The organism is Achromobacter sp. KK8, assembly GCF_054188005.1.
In genome coordinates this window covers 3,470,599-3,490,161 of record NZ_CM135178.1, presented here as the reverse complement: position 1 = coordinate 3,490,161, position 19,563 = coordinate 3,470,599, and the positions used below count along the sequence as shown (strand labels likewise).

At 67.8% G+C, this 19,563-nt stretch carries 12 protein-coding genes; 4 read left to right on the top strand and 8 right to left on the bottom strand.

Annotated elements, in window-relative coordinates; genetic code table 11:
• Positions 1-16: 16 nt before the first annotated feature.
• From ACVN9Z_RS16100 to dnaE, 5 genes are read right to left on the bottom strand one after another with little or no spacing between them, the layout of a single operon-like run.
• The gene (locus ACVN9Z_RS16100) at positions 17-1,132 is read right to left on the bottom strand and encodes a glycosyltransferase family 4 protein (protein ID WP_006384035.1); all 1,116 of its coding nucleotides are present in this window, start codon (positions 1,130-1,132) and stop codon (positions 17-19) included.
• Positions 1,129-1,884, bottom strand: a complete 756-nt coding sequence (locus ACVN9Z_RS16095) for a glycosyltransferase family 2 protein (RefSeq protein WP_006384036.1) — start codon at positions 1,882-1,884, stop codon at positions 1,129-1,131. Before ACVN9Z_RS16095 ends, ACVN9Z_RS16100 begins: the two co-directional genes overlap by 4 nt.
• Positions 1,881-2,729 carry a polysaccharide deacetylase family protein gene (locus ACVN9Z_RS16090; protein ID WP_006384037.1) on the bottom strand — a complete coding sequence of 283 codons (849 nt, stop codon included), beginning with the start codon at positions 2,727-2,729 and terminating at the stop codon, positions 1,881-1,883. Before ACVN9Z_RS16090 ends, ACVN9Z_RS16095 begins: the two co-directional genes overlap by 4 nt.
• Positions 2,726-3,817 (bottom strand): glycosyltransferase family 4 protein, encoded by a 1,092-nt coding sequence (locus ACVN9Z_RS16085; RefSeq protein ID WP_006384038.1) that lies wholly within the window; start codon positions 3,815-3,817, stop codon positions 2,726-2,728. Before ACVN9Z_RS16085 ends, ACVN9Z_RS16090 begins: the two co-directional genes overlap by 4 nt.
• The gene (dnaE, locus tag ACVN9Z_RS16080; protein ID WP_006384039.1) at positions 3,817-7,308 is read right to left on the bottom strand and encodes a DNA polymerase III subunit alpha; all 3,492 of its coding nucleotides are present in this window, start codon (positions 7,306-7,308) and stop codon (positions 3,817-3,819) included. Before dnaE ends, ACVN9Z_RS16085 begins: the two co-directional genes overlap by 1 nt.
• A 129-nt stretch (positions 7,309-7,437) precedes the next feature.
• Between dnaE and lpxO the strand changes: the two genes are divergently transcribed.
• The gene (gene lpxO / locus ACVN9Z_RS16075; RefSeq protein WP_020924404.1) at positions 7,438-8,337 is read left to right on the top strand and encodes a lipid A hydroxylase LpxO; all 900 of its coding nucleotides are present in this window, start codon (positions 7,438-7,440) and stop codon (positions 8,335-8,337) included.
• 72 nt (positions 8,338-8,409) lie between these two features.
• Here the strand turns inward: lpxO and ACVN9Z_RS16070 are convergent, their stop codons facing one another.
• The 3 genes from ACVN9Z_RS16070 to hrpA all read right to left on the bottom strand — a co-directional run bounded on the left by ACVN9Z_RS16070 (position 8,410) and on the right by hrpA (position 15,560).
• Positions 8,410-9,705 (bottom strand): ABC transporter ATP-binding protein, encoded by a 1,296-nt coding sequence (locus ACVN9Z_RS16070; protein WP_241117560.1) that lies wholly within the window; start codon positions 9,703-9,705, stop codon positions 8,410-8,412.
• An 8-nt stretch (positions 9,706-9,713) separates the two neighbouring features.
• Positions 9,714-11,447 (bottom strand): ABC transporter permease, encoded by a 1,734-nt coding sequence (locus ACVN9Z_RS16065; RefSeq protein WP_458212392.1) that lies wholly within the window; start codon positions 11,445-11,447, stop codon positions 9,714-9,716.
• Positions 11,448-11,618: 171 nt separating this feature from the next.
• A complete protein-coding gene (hrpA, locus tag ACVN9Z_RS16060; RefSeq protein WP_238879407.1) occupies positions 11,619-15,560 on the bottom strand; it encodes an ATP-dependent RNA helicase HrpA in 3,942 nt (1,313 codons plus the stop codon).
• Between the two features lie 136 nt (positions 15,561-15,696).
• On the opposite strand from hrpA, the gene argA reads away from it, so the two are divergent.
• The 3 genes from argA (at position 15,697) to ACVN9Z_RS16045 (ending at position 19,535) form a co-directional block, all read left to right on the top strand.
• A complete protein-coding gene (argA, locus tag ACVN9Z_RS16055) occupies positions 15,697-17,055 on the top strand; it encodes an amino-acid N-acetyltransferase (protein ID WP_006384044.1) in 1,359 nt (452 codons plus the stop codon).
• Between the two features lie 119 nt (positions 17,056-17,174).
• Positions 17,175-17,447 (top strand): oxidative damage protection protein, encoded by a 273-nt coding sequence (locus tag ACVN9Z_RS16050; protein ID WP_006384045.1) that lies wholly within the window; start codon positions 17,175-17,177, stop codon positions 17,445-17,447.
• Between the two features lie 135 nt (positions 17,448-17,582).
• Positions 17,583-19,535 carry a phosphocholine-specific phospholipase C gene (locus ACVN9Z_RS16045; protein WP_054440583.1) on the top strand — a complete coding sequence of 651 codons (1,953 nt, stop codon included), beginning with the start codon at positions 17,583-17,585 and terminating at the stop codon, positions 19,533-19,535.
• Positions 19,536-19,563 lie beyond the last annotated feature (28 nt).

Below are 19,563 nucleotides of genomic sequence, written 5' to 3'. Positions count from 1 at the left end.
GCGCGGATTATAAGGCTCAGTGTCCGCCCAACGTACGCTGGTAGACGTCGACCGTGGCTTGCGCGAAACGCGCCAGGTTGAAGTCGCGCACCGCGGTTTCGCGGGCGTTCGCGCCCATGGCCCGGACCTGGCCGGGATCGTCCAGCATGATGCGCAGGCGCGCCGTCATGGCGGCCACGTCGCGCACCGGCACGATCCAGCCGTCGACGCCGTCATTCACGTTCTCGGGCAGGCCGCCGACGTTGGTGACCAGGGCAGGCAGGCCCAGGCCCATGATCTCGCGGCAGGCGAACGACAACGCCTCGCGGTACGACAGCACGAAACCGGCGTCGCACGCGGCCAGGGCCGCCCGCACGTCGTCGAGCAGGCCGGGAAAACGCAGCTGATCGGTCATGCCCAATTCGCGCACCCGATCCAGCTTGGCTTCGGACGGCGGATCGCCGGCCACGAGCAGCAGCACCCGCTCCTTGTCGCCCGGCGGCAAGGCCGCCACCGCGGCCACCAGGTCGAGCCAGCCCTTGTCGTAGTCGGTGCCGCCGGCGCTGCCCAGCAGCAGCTTGCCGCGCCATTGCGGGCCGAAAAAGAGTTCGCGCAGCTTATCGACGCTCTCGGGCGCCGGCGGCGCGAAGAACTGAGTGTCGATGCCGTGGCGGATGGTGGTGATGGGACGCTTGCGGTACGGTGAATCGGACAGCAGGCCGTGGATGTAGTCGCTGACCGCGATGCTGTGGTCGGTGGCCAGCGCCACCCGCAGCTTGTGGCCGAAACTGGTGAGCGGATGGTCGTTGTGCTTGGTGAACACGATGCGCGGGCGGCGCGCCATCGCCAGCGTGGCCAGCATCACCTGCTTGTGATCGGCCGAGCCGTTGGCATGGATGATGTCGAAGCCGCCGTCCTTGATCAGGCGGCGCAGCCGCGCGCGGTCCTTGAACCAGGACGAGGGCCGCGTGGTGTAGCGCATGTCCGCGACCGTGACGCCCGGGATCGCCTTGGCGTAGCGGTACAGGCGGCTGCTGGCGGGCGCGGCGACCGTGATCTGGTGCTCGGCGGCCAGGGCGCGGCACAGGTTGATGATGTAGGTGACGTGTCCACCGCCGTTGCCGGCGTGGAAATTGGTGTAGAGAATCTTCACTTGTTCTTCTCGGCCAGGAACATCAGCTTCGAGTAACGGAAGAAACTGCCCGCCGCCGCGGTCACCGCCAGCACCAGGCCGTGGCGGCCGTCGAGGAAGCCGCGCCGGATCAGGTAGATGCGCACGAAAGTCCAGAAGCTGTGGCCCAGCGCGCCGAACACGGAAGTGCGGCGCCCCTTGGCGTACATCATGGCGGCGGCGTCCGACGAGTAGCGGTTGATCTTGGTGACCAGCGCGTCCAGGTTGTCGTACGGGTAATGATGGAAGTAGCCCTTGAGCTGCAGCGGCGGCTGGCCATTGGCCGGCACCACGCGCTCGTGCACGGCGGCGTCATTGAAGCGCGCGGCGCCGCGCTTGAACAGGCGCAGCACGTAGTCGGGCCACCAGCCGCTGTGGCGGATGTCGCGGCCGCAGAAATTCGACAGGCGGGCGATCTCGTAGGTGTCGGCGCGCGGCGCGGCCAGGGTGTCCTGGATCTCGCGCGCCAGCTCCGGCGTGACACGCTCGTCGGCGTCGATCGACAACACCCAGTCACCGGTGGCCAGGTCCAGCGCGCGGTTCTTCTGCGGACCGAAGCCGGGCCAGTCGGAGGTCACTTCGACCCGCGCCCCCAGGGCCCTGGCCAGCTCCACCGTGCCGTCGGTGCTGCCCGAATCCACGACGATGAACTCGTCGGCGAAAGCAACCGACTTGAGGCATTCGGCGATGTTGGCCGCCTCGTTCTTGGTGATGACTATGACTGATAACTTCATCCGCGATTCCTAAGACGCTTTTTCCAGGCTTTCCAGGCGTGATAGCGCGGCCCCCAAAAGGGATCGCGCGACAGCCAGAGCCGCCGGTTCAACCAGGTACCACCCTGGTTGCGCACCGCGAAGCGGTAGATGTGGCCGGGGTCGGCGCCAGGCGTGTTCTGGCCGAAAGGGTCGGTAGTGTACAAGTGGCGAAAGCCCGCCTGCCTGGCGGCCGCCACGTAGTCGGCGTCGAAATAGCCCTGCGGCCAGCAAAGATGATCACTGGCCTGCCCCAGGCGCTGGATCAGCGTCTCGCGCGAATCGGACAGTTCCCGCGCGATATGGGCCCGCTTGGCCTCGGTGTCGGCGCCGCAGACCTTGTCCCAGCGCGTGTGGGTGTGGGTATGCGAATGAAACTCGAAAGTGCCGGCGGCGCGCATCGCCTCGATTTCGCTCCAACGCAGCATGGCCTCGTCGCCGCGCCCGGCCGCGATCAGCTTCTTGCAGGCGTCGTGGTCGGGTGTAGCCGGCAGCGGCAGGCCCTGCCCCGCGTGCGGGCGCGCCGGCCCGTCGCCGATCCAGCCGGTAATGGTGAACAGCACGGCGCGCATGCCGTGGCGCGCCAGCACCGGATGGGCATGGACCCAGTTGTTGAGATAGCCGTCGTCGAACGTGATCAGCACCGACCGCTCGGGCGCCGGCGCGCCGGCCAAGTAGGCGGCGAACTGGTCGGTCGACAGCGACTGGTAGCCGGCCCGCGCCAGGCGCGCGATCTGCGCCTCGAAAACCTCGGGGGTGGCGGCGATCATGCCGCCGGCCGGCGTGACGTGGTGATACATCAACACCGGGACGTTGGGCGCGTTCATCCGCGCCGCTCCGCCAGCCAGCGGGTGTAGACGGCTTCGGTGGTTTCGGCCAGGCGGGCGGGCGAGAACACGCCTTCTTCCCAGACCATCTTGCGGCCCGCCTCGCCCATGCGGTGGCGCAGCGCGGCGTCATCGACCAGTCTTTCGAGCGCGGCGGTCAGCGCGGCCGGGTCCTTCGGCGGCACCAGGATGCCGGTTTCGCCGTCGCGGAACATCTCGGAAACCCCGCCGACATCGGTGCCGATGACCGGCAGGCCGCTGGCCTGGGCCTCGACGTAGACGGTGCCGGACGCTTCCTGCTGGGTCGCCAGCGCGAACAGATCACAGCCGGCCAACAGGTTGGGCACGTCGCGCCGCATCCCCATCAGGTGGATGCGATCGGCCAGGCCGCGTTCGGCCACGTAGGCCTGGGTCTGCTCGAACACCGGCGATCCCCCGCCCACGAATACCAGGTGCAGCTTGGGACGGGCGGCCATCAGCGGCGCGATGGCGTCGATCAGGTCCTTGTGGCCCTTGGTGGCGCGCATCACGGCCACACAGCCGACCACCACGTCATCGGCCGCCAGGCCGAGTTCCTCGCGCAGCGTGGAATGCTCGACCGGCGGCGGCAACACGATGGGCGAATAGACCGTGGCGACGTGGTCGGCCGGCACGCCGCGCTCGATCAGATGCTCGCGCACGTGGTCGCTGACGGTGGTGACGCGGTGCGGCAGGCGCGTGTATGACCACAGCGAACCGACCTTGTTGGACAAGTGGCGGGTGCGGACGATCAGCGGCGTGCCCGCCAGCCGGCCGGCCGCCGCGGCGATCACCGTATCGCGCCGGCTGTGGGTATTGAGCACGTCGAAACGCCCTTCGCGCAGGATGCGGCGGATGGCGATGACGCCCTTGACGTAATTGACGGGACCGTCCATTTCCAGCGTGTGCACCGTGAACCCGGCATCCGACAGGCGTTCGGCCAGCAGGGCGGTGGGCTGACAGATGGCTTCGAGGTGATGGCCACGCGCGCGCATGGCGTTCATTTCCTTGAAGATCCGGCCTTCCTGGCCACCGAAACTGGTGGCGGCTTCCGAATGGACGATACGCATCAGTAGGTGACCTCCACGCCGTTGGGCTTGGTCCAGGCATTCAGGTTTTCGAGCAGGGTATCGGCCATGCGGACCCGCCATTCCTCGCCCAGCCGCACCGTGCACAGGAAATTGTTCTTGGTGTAGACGATGTCCACCGGCACGCCGGGGATGCCGTTCTCGGGCTCGGCGCGGAACGGGTTGAGCATCTGGCGCAGGCGCGCGGCGTCGGCGCCGCCGTTGAGCTTGACGCGCAGCGACTTGGCGCGCGCCTCGCGCGCCAGCTGCAGGTCGTAGAGCTGCTCGGCCACGATGCGCATGCCGCCCGAGTAGTCGTCGTTGCTGACCTTGCCCTGGACAATGACCAGTTGGTCTTCGCGCAGGCGGTTGCGGTGCTTTTCGTAGAGCTCGTTGAACACCGAGATCTCGACCTGCGCGGTGCCGTCGTCCAGCACCGCGAACACCATCTTGCCGCGACGGGTCATCATGACGCGCACGCTGGCCAGCACCCCGCACATCCATTGCAGGTCGCGCTGCGGCTCGACCCGCGCCAGCTGCATCGGCACGATCTGGCGCACTTCGTCGCGCCAGGCGTCGAACAGGTGGCCGCTGTAGTAGTAGCCCAGCGCCGATTTTTCCTCGGTCAGCTTCTTGTGCAGGTCCCACGGCGCGACCTTGGCCAGTTCGCCGGCCACCACGTCGCTGCTGTCGTCGCCGAACAGCGAGGACTGGTTGGCGCTGCGCGCGGCCTGCTCGGCCGCTTCCATGGCGGTGGGCACCGAGGCCAGCATGGCGGCGCGATTGGGTTCGATGGTGTCGAACGCGCCGGCCTTGATCAGGGCCTCGATGGTGCGGCGGTTGACCGCGTGCTTGCTGACGCGGCGACAGAAGTCGAACAGGTTCTGGAACGGGCCGCCTTCCTTGCGGGCGCGCAGGATGTCCTCGACCGCGCCCTGCCCCGTGCCCTTGACCGCCCCCAGGCCGTAGCGCATGGTGCGCGGCGGCTTGCCCTTTTCGGTGTGCTTGTCAGCCACGGGTTCGAAGCGGTAGCCCGAGAAATTGACGTCGGGCGGCAGCACCTCGACGCCGTTGTCCTGGGCGTCGCGGCAGAAGATCTGGACCTTGTCGGTGTCGTCCATGTCGGAGGACATGGTGGCGGCCAGGAACTCGGTCGGGTGGTAGGCCTTGAGCCAGGCGGTCTGGTACGAGATCAGCGCGTACGCGGCCGAGTGCGACTTGTTGAAGCCGTAGCCCGCGAACTTCTCCATCAGGTCGAACAGCTTGACCGCGAGGTCGGGGTCGTGGCCCTTTTCCTTGGCGCCCTTCTCGAACAGTTCGCGGTGCTTGGCCATTTCCTCGGGCTTTTTCTTGCCCATGGCGCGGCGCAGCAGGTCGGCGCCGCCCAGCGAGTAGCCGCCGATGATCTGCGAGATCAGCATCACCTGTTCCTGGTAGACGATGACCCCGTAGGTGCTCTTGAGCGTGCTCTCCAGATCGTTGTGGAAGTAGTCCACCGCGGCGCGGCCGTGCTTGCGGTTGACGAAGTCGTCCACCATGCCCGATTCCAGCGGCCCCGGACGGTACAGGGCCAGCATGGCGATGATGTCTTCGAAGGTGTTGGGCCGCAGCTTCTTGAGCAGCTCCTTCATGCCGCGCGATTCCAGCTGGAACACCGCGGTGGTGTTGGCGTCGCACAGGATCTTGTAGGCGGCCGGATCGTCGAGGCTGAGCGCCATGACGTCGAAGTCGCGCTTGTCCTCGTTGAACTGGCGCACGTAGCGCACGGCCCAGTCCAGGATGGTCAGGTTGCGCAGGCCCAGGAAGTCGAACTTGACCAGGCCGGCGGCTTCGACGTCGTCCTTGTCGAACTGCGACACCGCGCTGTTCTCCTGCCCCGGCTGGCAATACAGCGGGCAGAAGTCGGTGAGCTTGCCGGGCGCGATCAGCACGCCGCCGGCGTGCATGCCGATGTTGCGCGTCAGGCCTTCGAGCGGCTTGGCCAGGTCGACCAGCGCGCGCACTTCCTCTTCCTGCTCGTAGCGGTCCTTGAAGGCCGGTTCGTCCTTCAGGGTGCGCTCGAGCGTCCAGGGGTCCATCGGGTTGAACGGGATCAGCTTGGACAGGCCGTCGCAGAACATGTAGGGCATGTCCAGCACCCGGCCGGCGTCGCGCACCACGGCCTTGGCGCCCAGCGTGCCGAAGGTGGCGATCTGGCTCACGGCGGCGCGACCGTATTTTTCCTTGACGTAGTCGATGACGCGTTCGCGGTTGTCCTGGCAGAAGTCGATATCGAAGTCGGGCATCGAGACCCGCTCGGGATTCAGGAAGCGCTCGAACAGCAAGTCGTAGCGGATCGGATCCAGGTCGGTGATGCCGAGCGCGTACGCCACCAGCGAACCGGCGCCCGAACCCCGGCCCGGGCCGACCGGCACGCCGTTGTTCTTGCCCCAGTTGATGAAGTCCTGCACGATCAGGAAGTAGCCGGGGAAGCCCATCTGGATGATGGTCTTGCATTCCCAGCGCAGGCGTTCGTAGTACTGCTCGCGCTTGGACGCGCGCTCGGCTTCATCCGGGAACAGGAAGGCCATGCGCTTTTCCAGGCCCTCTTCGGACAACTGCACCAGGTAGTCGTCCAGCGACACGCCGTCGGGCGTGGGGAAGTTGGGCAGGCGCGGCTTGCCCAGCACCAGGCTGAGGTTGCAGCGCTTGGCGATCTCGACCGTATTGGCCAGCGCCGAGGGCACGTCGGCAAAGCGACGCGCCATTTCCTCGGAACTGAGCAGGTACTGTTCCTTGCTGAAGCGGCGCACGCGGCGCGGGTTGGCCAGGATCTCGCCTTCGGCGATGCAAACACGGGCCTCGTGCGCCTGGAATTCGTATTCGTCCAGGAACTGCACCGGGTGCGTGGCCACAACCGGCAGGCCGGCCTCGGCCGCCAGGCGCATGGCGGCCTGGGTGTAGGCCTCGTCGCCGTCCATGCCGGCGCGTTGCAACTCGATGTAGTAGCTGCCCGGGAACATATGCGCCCACTGGCGCGCCAAGGCCAGCGCCGATACCGCGTTGCCGGCGTCCAGCGCCTGGCCGACGTCGCCGCCGCGGCCACCCGACAGCACGATCAGGCCGTCCTGGCCCTGCAGCCATTCACGGCGGATCTCGGCCCGGCCCTTGCCCTGGTTGGTCAGGAACGCGCGCGACAGCAGTTCGCACAGGTTCAGGTAGCCCTGGTGGTTGCGCACCAGCAGCAACACGCGGAACGGCTTGGCGGGATCGTCGTCGTTGCTCAGCCAGACGTCACAGCCGGCGATGGGCTTGATGCCCGCGCCGCGCGCGCCCTTGTAGAACTTGATCAGGCCGAACAGGTTCGACAGATCGGTCAGCGCGACAGCCGGCTGGCCCAGCTTGGCGACACGCTTGATGAGGTCGGGAATGCGCACGATGCCGTCCACTACCGAGAACTCGGAATGGACGCGCAGGTGGACAAAAGGGGACGGAGTTGTTACGGCTTCGGACATAGGAGGAATTGTACCTAGTCGGAGGGCCTAAAACCGCCCTGCGGACGATTCCTCCACGGCCTGTTCGGCGACGCTGTGTAACAATAGGCGATTGCACCTGACTCACCCGCCGCAGGACGAGATTTACGTATGAAATGGCTGATACCCGGGATCTGGCTTGCCGCCATCCTGTTCGCGCACTTCCGTGGCCGCGTCAAGCTGCCGCTGGGCCGGCAACTGCTGGATCACTCGGTGCTGCTGGCGCCGGTCAACGCCTTCATGGTGCTGACCTCGCGCGTGCCGTCCACCCCTTACCTGACCACCAGCGAGATCGCCGAACTCAAGGTGCTGGACGACAACTGGGAAACGATCCGCGACGAAGCCCTGCAGATGGCCGAGCTGCGCCGCATCAAGGCGGCCGACAGCCACAACGACATCGGCTTCAATTCCTTCTTCAAGTACGGCTGGAAGCGCTTCTACCTGAAGTGGTATGACGCCCGCCACCCCTCGGCCGAGGAACTGTGCCCCAAGACGGTGGCCATCCTGAAGACGCTGCCCAAGGTCAAGGCGGCGATGTTCGCCGAGCTGCCGCCGGGCGGCAAGCTCAACGCCCACCGCGACCCGTTCGCCGGCTCGCTGCGCTACCACCTGGGGCTGACCACGCCCAACGACGACCGCTGCCACATCATCGTCGACGGCGAATCCTACAGCTGGCGCGACGGCGAAAGCGTGGTGTTCGACGAGACCTACGTGCACGAGGCCTACAACCACACCGACCAGAACCGCATCATCCTGTTCTGCGACGTCGAGCGGCCGCTCAAGTGGGGCTGGGCCGAGGCCTTCAACCGCTGGTTCGGCCGCGTGGTGATGTCGGCGGCCAGCTCGCCCAACGACGGCGGCGACCAGACCGGCGCCATCAACAAGCTGACCCATGCGCACTGGGTCATCGACCAGAAGCGCAAGGCCTTCAAGGCCTGGAACCGCAACGTCTACAAGGCCACCAAGTACGGCCTGATCATCCTGGTGATCGCGGGCTTCATCGCCCTGTGATCGGGCCGACCGCGCGGATCGCGCGGTCATCACGCCACCACGGCGGGCCGTCCGGCCCGCCGCTCCCCCACCCTACCCCGCGGCGCGCTCCGGCAAGCTCAACAGGCCGGTGTGGTAGTCGTAGCCATAGATCTCGCCATAGCGGCCCCACTCCACCGCGATCTTCAGCACGCGCTCGGCTTCGTCGGGCTTGAGGAATTCCTCCAGCGAATCCAGGAAATTCCTTTCCGGCAGCTCGCCGGCGGGTTCCTGTTCCAGGCTGTGGCGGATATGCGCGGCCAGCGGCACGTGGGCCAGCAGTTGGCGGCCGAAGATGGCCTGCTTCTGGTCCTGGTCGGCCTGCACGTAGCGCTGGCCCAGCGGCGTCAGGTAGATGTCGCCCTTGTCGATCTGGGCCAGCCCGAACAAGCCCAGCGCTTCGCAGGCCGGCAGCAGGTCGTCGTCGGATATCTCGGCTTCCTCGGCCAGCTTGGGCAGGTCGGCGCGGCCATTGAACGGCGCCTCGGCCAGCACGTCGAGCACGCCTTCCATGCGCTCGACCTCGGTATGCGGAAAGCGGTAGCCCAGGCCCTGCTGGCGCGGCGTCGGCATGTCGTGCGCCGGGCGCTGCGTCATCAGCGCGTAGACCTCGTCGATCAGCGCCCGCACCTGCGGCGAATCGGCGTTGCGCGGCCGCGGCAGGCCGATCTGCACCTGGCTGCGGACGCGGCCGGGGTCGCTGGAGAACACGATGATGCGGTCGGCCATCATGACCGCTTCCTCGATGTTGTGGGACACGATCAGGATGCCCTTGGTCGAGATGCGGCTCTCGTCCCATAGTTCGAGCATGTCGTCGCGCAGCGTTTCGCCGGTCAGCACGTCCAGGGCCGAGAAGGCCTCGTCCATCAGCAGCACGTCGGGATTCATGACCAGGGCGCGGGCGATGCCCACGCGCTGGCGCATGCCGCCGGACAGCTCGCGCGGCAAGGCCCCGCCGAAACCGCCCAGCCCCATCAGGTCCAGCACCGCGTCGGCGCGCCTGGCGCGCTCGGCCGGCGCCACGCCCTGGGCTTCCAGCCCCAGTTCGACGTTCTGCTGCGCGGTCAGCCACGGGAACAGCGCGAACGATTGGAACACCATGGCGATGCCTGCCGCGGGGCCGTACACCGGCTGGCCGCGGTAGGTGACGGTGCCCTGGTCGGCGTTGACCAGCCCCGCCATGATGCGCAGCAGGGTCGACTTGCCCGAACCGGACTTGCCCAGCAGGGCCACGATCTCGCCTTCGCGCAGCGTGAAGTCCACGTGTTCCAGCACGTGCCGGGCAGTGCCATCCGCGGCGCGGAACGATTTGCCGACATCGTGCAGTTCAATCAGGAAATTGGAAGGCATGGAGACTCCTACCGGCCGCGGTCTTCGGCCAGCAAATACAGTTTGCGCCAGAAAAACCGGTTCAGCAGCATGACGAAAATGCTCATGACGCCAATGCCGAGCGCGATGCGGTGGAAATCGCCCTGCTCGGTCATCTGCTTGATGTAACTGCCCAGGCCGTCGGCCACCAGCGAGGTATTGCCCCAGGACACGTACTCGGCCACGATGCTGGCGTTCCAGGAGCCGCCGCTGGCGGTGATGGCGCCGGTGATGAAACTGGGAAACACCGCCGGCAGGTAGACCCGGCGCCACAGCAGCCAGCCCTTCAGGCCCAGGTTGCCGGCCGCCAGGCGCAATTCATTGGGAATGGTCGAGGCGCCCGCCACCACGTTGAACAGGATGTACCACTGGGTGCCGAAGATGATCAGCGGGCTGAGCCAGATGTTCGGATTGAGCTTGAACGCCACCATCACGAACACCACGGCCGGAAACAGCAGGTTGACCGGGAACGCCGCCAGGAACTGCGCCACCGCCTGCACCCGTTGCGAATACCGGGGCCGCAGGCCGATCCAGACCGCGATCGGCACCCAGATCAGCGACGCAAGTCCGATCAGCACCATCACCCGCGCCAGGGTGATGCCGCCCAGGCCGACCACGTGCAGCACCTCGCCCCAGCCCACTTCCTGGTGCACGAACACGACCAGCTTGTAGGTCGCCAGCAGCGCGGCCGCGGCCAGCAGCGAATCCCATATGCGGGTCCAGCGCGGGTCCGGCGCCTTGGCGCGGGCACGGATCGAGGTGCCGTCGTAGGGCACGCTGAACCAGCCCAGCGCGCGCCGCATCCGCGCCCAGAACATGTTCGACAGGGCCTGCATCCAGCGGCTGCGGCGGGTCCAGTCCAGCAACCAGGACTGTTGCGCCACGTCGGCCTGCGATTCCTCGAAGCGGAACTTGTCGGCCCAGGCCAGCAGCGGCCGGAAGAACAACTGGTCGTAGAGCAGGATGCCGGCCATCATGGCGCCGATGGCCCAGGCGATGGCGCGGCCGTTTTCGGCGTCGATGGCCACCGCGATGTAAGAGCCGATGCCGGGCAGCTTGATGTCCTGGCCGGCCACCGAAATGGCCTCGGCCGCCACCAGGAAGAACCAGCCGCCGGACATGGCCATCATCATGTTCCACAACAGGCCCGGGGTGGCGTACGGCAGCTCCAGGCGCCAGAAACGCTGCCAGCCGGACAGCCGGAACACCCGCGCGGCCTCGTTCAGCTCGGCCGGCACGGTGCGCATCGACTGGTACAGGCTGAACGCCATGTTCCAGGCCTGCGAGGTGAAGATGGCGAAGATCGCCGCGCACTCCACGCCCAGCAGGTTGCCGGGAAACAGCGCGATGAAGGGCGCGATGGCGATGGCCTGGAAACCCAGGATGGGCACCGATTGCAGGATGTCCAGCATCGGGATCATGGCTTTTTCGGCGGTGCGGAACTTGGCCGCGATGGCCGCGAAGACGAAGCTGAACAGCAGCGAAAAGGCCAGCGCCGTGAACATCCGCAGGATGGTGCGCAGCAGGTAGTACGGCAGGTAGATCGGATCCAGCGAGATCGGCAGTTCTTCGCCGACGGCGAAGGGGCGGCTCATCTGCGAGGCGCCATAGGCCATCGCGGCCAGCACCACCAGCACCAGGGGCAGGAGCGCCCAGTCCCAGCGATTGGGCGTGGAGCGGGACGACGCGGACGGGCGCGTCCGGGTGCTGAAGAGCTCGAACATGTCGGCAATGCTCCAGGGAGCGGGGGGTGAAGGCCCGCGCATTGAAGCATAACCAGATGACGCGTCACTGAACAGAAAACGACTGAAATCTGGCGGTAATACGGGACGGCTCGCGCCGCCCCGTATTCCTCGGTTGACGGGGCCGCGCCGGCCACGCCTGAACCTGCAAGATCAGCGCTGCAGGGATTCCCAGCTTTTCATCAGGCGCTTGACCGACACCGGCATCGGCGTGCGCAATTCCTGCGCGAACAGGGCTACCCGCAGCTCCTCCAGCAACCAGCGGAACTCGTCCAGGCGCGGGTCGGGCGCCCCCTTCAGGGCCGAGCGGGCCCGCTGGTACTGGGTCACGAGCGGGGCCATCTCGGCCACCAGCTTGGCATCGCGGCCCGGATCGGCGCGCAGCTTGTCGATGCGCGCCACCGCCGCCTTCAGGTAGCGCGGGAAATGCGACAGCTGGGGGTAAGGGGTGTCGCGGATGAACCACTTGGGCATCAGCGCCCCCAGCTGCTGCTGCAGGTCGGCATAGGCCGCGGCGTGCGGCTTGGCCTGCGGCAGCTTGCGCTGCAGGGCCGCGTATTCGGTCAGGATCGTGCCCGCCAGGCGCGCCACCTCCTGCGCCAGCAGGCCCAGCCGGCCCTTGCCCTCGGCCCGGCGCGCCTCGAACTGCTGCTCGTTGACCGGCCAGGGCTCGGCCAGGCAGGCCTGGCCCAGGGCGCAGTCGATGATCTGGTCGCGCAGTTCTTCCTGCGTGCCCAGCGTCATGTAGAGCATGCTGATCCTGGTCAGGTCGGCCAGGTTCTTTTCCAGGAACTTGACCTGCTCGCGCAGGCCCAGCCGGAACAGCTTGAGCAGGCCGGCGCGGTGCGCCTTGCGGGCCTCGTCCGGGTCGTCGAACACGTCCAGGTCGCAATGCGCGCCGCGGTCGACCAGCGCCGGGTAACCGATGACCGACTGGCCACGGCGCTTGATCTCCATGATCTCCGGCAGCGGGCCGAAGGTCCAGGCGGTCAGGTTCTCGTGCGCCAGCGCCTGCGCCACCTGGGTGTCGCTGGCGGCCAACTGCTGGAAGGTGGCCTGGGCCTGCTTGCCGAACTCGGCGCGCAACTGCGCCAGGTTGCGGCCGGCGGCCAGCATGCGGCCGTGCTCGTCGACCACGCGGAAGTTCATGAACAGGTGCGCCGGCAGCGTCTCGAGCTTGAAGTCGGCGGCGGCCGGGCGCACCTGCACCTGGTCCCACATGTCGGCGATCAGAGCGTCCACCAGGCCGGTCTGCGGGTCGCCCAGGCGCTCGAACCAGCGGTCGTAGAAGCCGGCGGCGTAGTCGGGCAGCGGCACACAGTGGCGGCGCAGCTTCTGCGGCAGCGACTTGAGCAGCAGGTGCACCTTCTCCTTGAGCATGCCGGGTACCAGCCATTCGCAGCGCGCCGGATCGATCTGGTTCAGGGCGAACAGCGGCACCGCCAGCGTCACGCCGTCGCGCGGCGAGCCAGGCTCGAAGTGGTAATCGAGCGCCATCGACACGCCCTGCCACTCCACCTTCTTGGGGAAGACGTCGGTGGTGACGCCGGCGGCCTCGTGCCGCATCAGTTCGTCGCGCGTCAGCAGCAGCTTGGCGGCTTCGGCCTTGTCGAGGCCGTTGACCCACTTTTCAAGCGTCGCGGTCTGCGAGATGTCGGCCGGCAGCTGGCGGTCATAGAAGGCGTAGATCAGCTCGTCATCGACCAGGATGTCGGGGCGGCGGGTCTGATGCTCAAGTTTCTCGATGCCGGCGATCAGCTTGCGGTTGTGGGCCACGAAGGCCAGGCGCGTGTCGATCTCGCCCGGCACCAGCGCCTGGCGGATGAACAGCTCGCGCGCCTCGCGCGGATGGACCCGGCCGTACTGGATGCGGCGGCCGGTGTAGATGGTCAGGCCGTAGAGCGTGGCGCGTTCGTTGGCCACCACCTGGCCGGCCTTCTTTTCCCAGCGCGGGTCCGACCAGTTCTTGCGGATCAAATGGGCGCCGACCTTTTCCAGCCAGACCGGATCGATGCGCGCCACGCAGCGCGCATACAGGCGGGTGGTCTCGACCAGCTCGGCGGCGACGATCCAGCGGCCGGCCTTCTTCACCAGGCGCGAGCCCGGATGGATGTGGAAGCGGATCTCGCGGGCGCCCTGGTAGTGGCCGCCCTCGTCGCTCTTGAAGCCGATGTTGCCCAACAGGCCCGACAGCAGCGCCATGTGCAGCTGTTCGTAGGTGGCCTCGACCTGGTTGACGCGCCAGCCCTGCTCGCCCACCAGGGCGGCCAGCTGGGTATGGACGTCGTGCCATTCGCGCAGCCGGATGGGCGACAGGAAGTTCTGCCGCAGCAGGCCCACCAGCTTGCGCTGCGAGGCCTTGTGCTGCACCTGCTCGCCGTACCAGCGCCACAGCTTGAGGAAGGAGATGAATTCGGACTTGTCGTCGGCGAACTTGGCGTGCGCGGCTTCGGCCGCCTCGCGTTCCTGCATGGGCCGGTCGCGCGCGTCCTGCACCGACAGCGCCGAAGCGATGATCAGCATTTCCGCCAGGCACTGGTGCTCGCGCGCGGCCAGGATCATGCGGCCGATGCGCGGGTCCACCGGCAGCTTGGCCAGTTCGTGGCCGGTCTGGGTCAGGACGAACGAGGCGCCGGTGCGGCTGGCGTCGTCGCCATCATCGGCGGCCGCCAGTTCGATCGCGCCCAGTTCCTGCAGCAGGTGGTAGCCGTCGGCCACCGCGCGCCCGGGCGGGGCCTCGACGAACGGGAACTGCTCGATGTCGTCGAGCTTGAGCGACTTCATGCGCAGGATCACGGACGCCAGCGAGGAACGCAGCACCTCGGGGTCGGTGAAGGCGGCGCGGGCGTTGAAGTCGACTTCGTCGTAGAGGCGGATGCAGACACCGGGGCCGACCCGGCCGCAACGGCCGGCGCGCTGGTTGGCCGAGGCGCGGCTGACCGGTTCGATGCGCAGCTGCTCGACCTTGTTGCGCCACGAATAGCGCTTGACGCGCGCCAGGCCGCTGTCGACCACGAAGCGGATGCCGGGCACCGTCAGCGAGGTTTCGGCCACATTGGTGGCCAGCACGATGCGGCGCGCGTTGCCGCGCGGATGGAAGATCTGTTCCTGCTCGGCCTGCGACAGGCGCGCGTACAGCGGCAGTACCTCGGTGCCGGCCGGGTGGCGCTTGCGCAGCGCTTCGGCCGATTCGCGGATCTCGCGCTCGCCCGGCAGGAACACCAGCACGTCGCCGGGGCCGTGGCGGGCGCATTCGTCGACCGCGTCGACGATGGCGTCGATCAGGTCGCGTTCCTCGTCGCCCGACATGCGCTCGCGGTCGCGGCCCGGCCTGGCGGGCGCGGCCTCGTCCTCGGCGGCTTCCTCGCGCACCGGACGGTAGCGCACCTCGACCGGATACAACCGGCCCGAGACCTCGATCACCGGCGCCGGCTTGTCCTCGGACGCGGCGAAATGGCGGGCGAAGCGCTCGGCGTCGATGGTGGCCGACGTGATGATGACTTTCAGGTCGGGACGGCGCGGCAGCAGCTGCTTGAGATAGCCCAGCAGGAAGTCGATGTTCAGGCTGCGTTCGTGCGCCTCGTCGATGATGATGGTGTCGTAGCGGCGCAGGAGCGGGTCGCGCTGCGACTCGGCCAGCAGGATGCCGTCGGTCATCAGCTTGATCGACGCATTGGGGCCGGTGCGGTCGTTGAAACGCACCTGGTAGCCCACCACCTCGCCCATCGGCGTGTTCAGTTCCTCGGCGATGCGCTTGGCCACCGAGGTGGCGGCCAGCCGCCGCGGCTGGGTGTGGCCGATCATCTTCTGGCGGCCGCGGCCCAGTTCCAGGCAGATCTTGGGCAATTGGGTGGTCTTGCCCGAGCCGGTCTCGCCGCTGACGATGACCACCTGATGGCCGGCGATGGCGCGCGCGATTTCCTGGCGCCGCGCGCTGACGGGCAGGTCTTCGGGGTAGGTCACGGCGGGAATGGGCCGCTCGGGGCGGGGCGCCTGGCGGGCCGCCGGGGCCGCGGCATCGGCACGCGGCTTGCGGGGGCCCCGGGTCGGCCCGTCGGCCGGCACGGGCGGCCGCGGGCGGGAAGATTCTGGCATGTACGATTTGTCCGGTTAGCTGCCTATTATATAAACGGCCGCCGGTCATATAATTTCGCCACGCCGTCCCATGACGGCGCGTTGACGCGGCCCCTGGGCCGCGTTGTTGCCACTCTCAGGAATCGCCCCACCCATCATGCCCGACCTGGAACCAGACACCGTCTCCGCCCTTGAAGCCCCCGAATTCGCCCCTGCCCAGTTCGTCCGATGGTTCCGAGACGTCGCGCCCTACGTGCATGCGTTCCGAGGCAAGACCTTCGTGGTGGCGTTTGGCGGTGAATTGGTGCAGGCCGGGGCGCTGAACGCGCTGGTGCAGGACCTGTCGCTGCTGTCGTCGCTGGGCATCCGCCTGGTGCTGGTGCATGGCTCGCGCCCCCAGGTCAACGAACAGCTGCGCCTGAAGGGCTTCACCCAACAGTTCGACCGCGGCCTGGCGCCCACCGACGCGGCCGCGCTGGAATGCGCCAAGGAAGCCGCCGGCGAGATCCGCCTGGACATCGAGGCCGCCTTCAGCCAGGGCCTGCCCAACACGCCGATGTCGCACGCGCACATCCGCGTCATTTCGGGCAACTTCGTCACCGCCCGCCCCACCGGCGTGCTGGACGGCGTGGACTACAAGCACACCGGCCAGGTGCGCAAGATCGACGTCGACGCGCTCAAGTTCGCCATCGAAAAGGGTTCGTCGGTAGTGCTGCTGTCGCCGCTGGGCTTCTCGCCCACCGGCGACGCCTTCAACCTGGCCATGGAAGACCTGGCCACCAGCGTGGCCGTGGCGCTGCGCGCCGAAAAGCTGATCTTCCTGTCCAGCGGCCAGGGCGTGCTCAATGACGACGGCTCGGTCGACACCGAACTGGCCCGCGTCGATGCCGACGCGCTGCTGGCGGGCGGCTCGCTGGACGAGGAAACCGGCGCCTACCTGCAATACGCGTCGCTGGCGGTCAAGCGCGGCGTGGCCCGAGCCCACCTGGTGCCGTTCGCGCTGGACGGCAGCGTGCTGCTGGAGATCTTCACTCACGATGGCGTCGGCACCATGGTGGTGGAGGACACGCTGGACGACCTGCGCCCGGCCACGCTCGATGACGTTGGCGCCATCCTCAGCCTGATCGAGCCGCTGGAAGCCGACGGCACGCTGGTGCCGCGCCCGCGCAGCGTGATCGAGCGCGACGTCGAGAACTTCACCGTGCTCGAGCACGACGGCGTGATCTACGGCTGCGCCACGCTGCACAACTTCCCCGAGGATCACATGGCCGAGATGGCCTGCCTGATCGTGCACCCCGAATGGCAGGGGTCCGGCGAGGGCGAGATCCTGCTGCGCCACATGGAATCGCGCGCCCGCGCCAGCGGCGCCAAGCGGCTGTTCGTGCTGACCACGCGCACCTCGCACTGGTTCATGAAGCGCGGCTTCGTGCAGGGCGGCATCGCCGACCTGCCGCGCGAAAAACAGAACAACTACAACCGTTCGCGCAACAGCCTGGTGTTCATCAAGAAGCTGTGACGCGGCCCCGCCCCGGGCTGGCCCCCGAGGCCTAACCGCAGTGCCCGCAGGGGCTTGGCGGCCTTCCGGCGCCAAGCCCGCTAAAATGGCGCATTACCCATTCTTTCCGGCAGCGAACCATGGCCCGTACCGTCAACTGTGTGAAATTGAAGCGTGAAGCCGAAGGGCTGGATTTTCCGCCCTACCCCGGCGAACTCGGCACCCGCATCTGGCAAAGCATTTCCAAGGAAGCTTGGGAAGAGTGGAAGCAGGTGCAGACCCGCCTGGTCAATGAAAACCGCCTGAACCTGGCCGACGCCCGCGCCCGCAAGTACCTGCAGCAGCAGATGGAACGCTTCCTGTTCGAGGACGGCAGCGTCGAAGCCCAGGGCTACGTTCCGCCCTCGGCCTGATCGCGCCGCGCCGCGCGCGCGGCCCCTCCTGCGAAGCCCCTCGTCCGCGAGGGGCTTCGTGCTTCTGGCCGGTCGATCCGGCCATGCCCGTGGCTGGCTTAAGATTCCATTATTGCTGGCCGTATTAACGCTGTCATGAAAGAAGATCCGAGTTCCGCCTCTTCCTCCGACCTGCCCCCGGCCATCCGGCGCGCGCTGGCGGTGGCTCCCGACCGCAAGCACGGCACGCTCCACGACGTGCGGCACGTCGTCATCCTGATGCAGGAAAACCGGTCCTTCGACCACTATTTCGGCAGCCTGCCCGGCGTGCGCGGCTTTGCCGATCCGCATCCGGTGCCCACCCCGGCCGGCGATGTCCTGACACAAGCCGACGGCGCCGAGCGAGTCCGCCCCTATGCGCTGCAAGGCGAGTACGCCAGCGACACGCCCGTGGGCTACATCACTCCGCATACCTGGGACGACGCCCAGCGCGCCTGGAACGACGGCCGCATGGACCAATGGCTGGCCGCCAAGCGCCGCCTGGGCATGGGCGCCTACCGCCCCGCCGAAGTGCCGTTCCAGACGGCGTTGGCCAATGCCTTCACACTGTGCGATGCCTACCACTGCTCGGTCCAGGCCGGCACCAATCCGAACCGCCTGTTCCTGTGGACCGGCACCAATGACCCACTGGGACGCGCTGGCGGACCGGCGTTGGTCAACACCTTCGACCGGCTCGGCCCGGCCGACCAGGGCTACGGGTGGACCACCTATCCTGAACGCCTGCAGGCCGCCGGCATCGACTGGCGCATCTACCAGGACATGGCGGACAACTTCCACGACAACCCGCTCGCCGGCTTCCGCCAGTACCGGCGCCAGCACGAGGCCGGCGGCGCCGACGCGCCGCTACGCGACCGGGGCCTGTCCACCCACACCCTGGACGACCTGGCGCATGACGTGGAACAGGGTACGCTGCCGCAGGTCTCCTGGATCATCGCTCCCGCCGCCGACTCCGAACATCCCGAGGTCTCGTCGCCGCGCCAGGGCGGCGCCTACACCGAACGCGTGCTCGAGATCCTGACGCGCAACCCCGCCGTCTGGAGTGGCTGTGTATTCCTCGTCACCTACGACGAGAACGATTGCTTTTTCGACCATATGCCACCGCCCGCGCCGCCCACGCGCGAGACCGACGGCCGCTCGGGCGGCTTGTCGACGGTGGAGCTGGATGGCGAATACCACGACACCCGCCACGGCCCCAGCGCCGCCACCCCGGACGACCCCGCCGCCCTGCATGGCCGCGGCTTCGGCATGGGGCCGCGCGTGCCGATGCTGGTGGTGTCGCCGTGGAGCCGCGGCGGCTGGGTCAATTCGCAAGTGTTCGACCACACCTCTGTGATCCGCTTCCTGGAGGCCCGCTTCGGCGTGGCCGAGCCCAACATCAGCGCCTGGCGCCGCGCCGTGGCCGGCGACCTGACCTCGGCCTTCGATTTCGCCGGCGACCGCGCCACGCTGCACGCCGACAGCGCGCGCCACACCTGCGCCCTGCCCTATGCCCTGGAGGCCGTGGGCCGCATGACCGCCGACGGCGAACACTACCGCCTGACCTTCCGCAACCCGGGCACGGCGGGCGCGGTGCTGCACGTCTACGACCGCCGGGCGCTGGAGCGCGCCCCGCGCCGCTACACCGTCGGCGCCGGCGCGCGGCTGGACGACGGCTGGCGTCTCGACGCCGAAGGCGCCTATGACCTGTGGCTGCTGGGTCCGGACGGCTTCCACCGCAGGTTCCGCGGCGACACCCGGGATGCCGGCCTGTTGGAAACGCAGCTGGTGCCGGTGACCTCCGGCATTCGCCTGCGCCTCATCAACCACGGCGACACCCACCTGCCGGTGCAGATCGAATCACGCATGGGCGACGGTTGGCGCGCCATGGCCCATGTGCAGGCCGGCGGCGCGCTGGAACTGAAATACGCCGGTTGCGAAGGCTGGTACGACCTGGACGTCAGCGCCCAGGGCCTGCCGGCCTTCGGCCGGCGGCTGGCCGGGCGCATCAACGCCGGCAAGTCGGGCGTACCGGACCCGCGCCTGTGCCAGGGCGCCGAGTTGCCGCTGTAGGCGGCCGGACACGTAAAAAAACCCCAGC